The 3,059-nt window shown below is 72.1% G+C and carries 3 protein-coding genes and 1 tRNA gene; 2 read left to right on the forward strand and 2 right to left on the reverse strand.

Annotated features, from left to right (window positions below; genetic code table 11):
* Positions 1 to 701, forward strand: a 701-nt coding sequence (locus ABZ749_RS32745) for a DUF2786 domain-containing protein (protein WP_357234710.1), incomplete at its 5' end; no start/stop codon positions are given.
* 12 nt (positions 702 to 713) lie between these two features.
* On the opposite strand, the gene ABZ749_RS32750 is transcribed toward ABZ749_RS32745, so the two are convergent.
* On the reverse strand, positions 714 to 1,241 hold the full coding sequence (locus ABZ749_RS32750; protein WP_355004723.1) for an SRPBCC family protein: 528 nt from the start codon (positions 1,239 to 1,241) through the stop codon (positions 714 to 716).
* A 156-nt stretch (positions 1,242 to 1,397) separates the two neighbouring features.
* On the opposite strand from ABZ749_RS32750, the gene ABZ749_RS32755 reads away from it, so the two are divergent.
* Positions 1,398 to 2,660: a hypothetical protein gene (locus tag ABZ749_RS32755; RefSeq protein WP_357234712.1), complete on the forward strand. Its 1,263-nt coding sequence runs from the start codon at positions 1,398 to 1,400 to the stop codon at positions 2,658 to 2,660.
* A gap of 208 nt (positions 2,661 to 2,868) precedes the next feature.
* Here the strand turns inward: ABZ749_RS32755 and ABZ749_RS32760 are convergent.
* A tRNA-Phe gene (locus ABZ749_RS32760) sits at positions 2,869 to 2,942 on the reverse strand.
* Positions 2,943 to 3,059 lie beyond the last annotated feature (117 nt).

Consider the following 3,059-nt stretch of genomic DNA (forward strand, 5'->3'; position numbering starts at 1 on the left):
CCGAGGCCATGCTCAGCAAGGTGCGCAAGCTGTTGGCCCAGGCCGAGGACCCGGCCTGCACGCCGGCCGAGTCCGCCGCGTTCACCGCCAAGGCGACCGAGCTGATCGCCCGCTACGGCGTCGACCGGGCGCTGCTCGCCGCCCGGGACCCGACCACCGACCCGGTCGGCGATCGGGTGCTGGACGTCGTCGCCCCGTACGCCCGCGACAAGGTCGGCCTGCTCGCCGCGGTGGCCGAGCCGCTGCGCTGCCGCTGCGTACGCCGTCGGCAGGGCAACGGCTTCGCCCTGCACCTCTTCGGCTTCGCCAGTGACCTGGAACGGGTCGACCTGCTCTTCACCTCACTGCTCGTGCAGGCGGCGCACGGCCTGGCCGCCACCGAGGTGCCCGCCGACGACCACCCCGCCGCCTTCCGCCGCTCCTGGCTGGCCGGCTTCGCGGAGGTGGTCGGAGGGCGACTCTGGGCGGCGGAGTCGGCGGCGGCCAGCGAGTCGGGGACCCCGTCGGTGGCGCTGGTGCTGGCCGACCGGTCCGACCGGGTGCAGCGCCGGCTCACCGAGGAGTACCCACGGCTGCGTACGGCACCGCCACGTCGGTTGGGCGGCACCGGCTTCGGTTCGGGGGCGGAGGCCGGGGAACGCGCGAACCTCGGTGGTCGGGACCTCGGTGGTGCCGCTGCCGGTCGGCGGCTCGGCCGGTGATCCGGTAGGCCGTCAGGCCGCCGTGCTGGGGCGATGGCGCGACACCGTGGCGACGTAGCGGGTGAGCAGCTCGTGCCAGCCGGCAGTGAGCGCCTTGCGGTAACCCTCGGCAGCCTCGCCGTGCCGGTCGAAGTGCCGGTGCTCCAGTTCGAGCCGGGTCTGTTCCGGCCCCTCGGCATGGAACAACACCTCGACCTCGCTCGCGCGGGCCGGGTCCGGCACCGGTGCCCGGTCGGGGCCGATCTGCCACACGAAGACCAGTCGGCGAGGCGGATCCCAAGTGAGCACCCGGCCCCAGTCGGCCCGGAAACCGTACGGGCCGATCTCGTAGAGCATGCCGCCGGCCCGAGGCTCCATGCCCAGCTCGGCCAGTGCGTCCGGGCCGGACCAGGTGTATTCGGTGACCCACCAGTCGGTCAGCTCGTCGCTGAAGACCGCGAATGCGTGCTCGGCGGCACCCGGGACGAGAACGCTGCACCGGAGAGAGAACTGGCCGACGTCCTGCCGGATGTCGGCCGGATCAGTCAATTCCTGTCCCATAGGCCCGGACCATACCGGCTGATGCCTCGGTGTGCAGCTTCGCGCGGTGCCCGGTTCCAGACAGAGGGTCGTCGAGTCGTCACGGACGGGATGCCCGGCTGGAAAGCGGGTAACCGCGCGGACGACCGGGACTTTCGTGCGGGCGGGCGGGAGATCATGAGCGAGAACGCGCAGCAACGAGGACCGGACCGGACCGTCGACGACGCCGCAGACCCGGACGTCCTGCTCGACATTCCGAAGGTCACCGTCGACTCCATCCGACTGGCGGTCGACGGTCTGGAGGCCGACCTGTCGTTGCGGGCCCGGGTGGCCAACCTGCTCCAGGTCGACGCCGGCGTACGGGTGCACCTCAACGGCGGCGAGTTGAACATCGACGGGGTGAACGCCGAGGCGCAGCTGCGGGTGCGGTTGGAGCAGTTGACCAGGATCCTGGGCCGCGCGCTCGACACACTCGACCACAACCCACACATCATCGAGACGCTCGCGCGCACGGCCGGCACCGCCGTCGAAGACATGAACCGCGGCGCCCAGCAGCTGGCCGCAGGCTCAGCGGAGATCAAGGCATCGGGTCGACGCTCGGACGACGTCCGCGACCAGCCGAGCCGGCAGGTCGGCGCGGCCAGCCCGGTGGTCGACCGCGACCGGCTGGGCTCCGACCGGACTGGTCCAGGTCGGCCATCGGGCTCCGGTCAGCCGGGTCCCGATCGCCATGGCCCCGATCGCCATGGCCCCGATCGCCATGGCCCCGATCGCCATGGCCCCGATCGCCATGGCCCCGATCGCCATGGCCCCGATCGCCATGGTCTCGATCAGCCGGAGCTGGATCAGCCGGGCCGTGGGCGACCGGGTCCTGACCGGCCGAATGCGGGTCGGCCGAATGCGGGTCGGCCGGATGCGGGTCGGTCCGGGGCTGGTCCGGTCGGCTCAGGACCGGGTGCCGGCGGTCCTGGACCGCGAGCCGGTGGCCCAGGACCGGCCGACCAGGCGCAGCCGGAAGGTCAGCGTCCGGAGGGCCAGCCTCCGGAGGGCCGTGAGCCGCAGAACCCGCAGTCGGAGGAGCAGCGTGCGGAGGGCCAGCGTCCGCGCAGTCCACAGTCGGAGGGGCAGCAGCAGGAGGGCCAGCGTTCGCAGGGCCAGCGTCCGGAGACCGGCCCGCCGGCTGCCCATGGTTCGGAAGGTCAGCGGCACGAGGGTCCGCGTCGCACCGAAGAAGCCCGCAAGCAGTCGGATGGGTCGGGTCCGAGCCCGTCCGGTGGCGGCGACGGTGGTCTGCCGGGCGCGGCGCAGGCTGCGGCGCAGAGCGCAGCCCAGTTCGCCGAGCAGGCGGGGGAGACGCTGCGAGAGGCCGGACGCAGCGTGTGGGAGGCGATCCAGGGCGGCGTGGCCCAGCATCGCTCGCAGGGTCGCCGCGACCACTGACGCCGCGTGGCAATGCGGCACGCCCGCCGCGCTGCCCTGATGCGGAGGCGACCGCAGACATGATCGACTCGGTTTCCTTGAATACGCGGTGTCGCGCCAGCCGGAACGCCGCGACTTTCAGAAAGTCGTGTTGATCACGCTCGCCAAAGCAAGATCCCCACCTGCGTATTCGCTGGTGGGGATCTCTGTAGCCCGGCGAAAGGCTATGTGGCCAGGGGCGGGGTCGAACCGCCGACCTTCCGATTTTCAGTCGGACGCTCGTACCAACTGAGCTACCTGGCCGTGTCGCTCGGCTCATGTTACCCGGCAACCGGACGAACCGGCGGCAAGGCGACCTGCTCCGATACGCAGAACGCCGCGCGGGGCGCGGCGTCAGCGCTGCGGTCCTGACGGGACTTG

Origin of the sequence: Micromonospora sp. NPDC047753 (assembly GCF_040642735.1) — a bacterium.
Taxonomy (GTDB): Bacteria; Actinomycetota; Actinomycetes; order Mycobacteriales; family Micromonosporaceae; genus Micromonospora.

Bases quoted from the DNA above. Each gene is read 5' to 3' on its own strand.
- ABZ749_RS32750 (WP_355004723.1), bottom strand. From the start codon at position 1,241: ATGGGACAGGAATTGACTGATCCGGCCGACATCCGGCAGGACGTCGGC.
- ABZ749_RS32755 (WP_357234712.1), top strand. From the start codon at position 1,398: ATGAGCGAGAACGCGCAGCAACGAGGACCGGACCGGACCGTCGACGAC.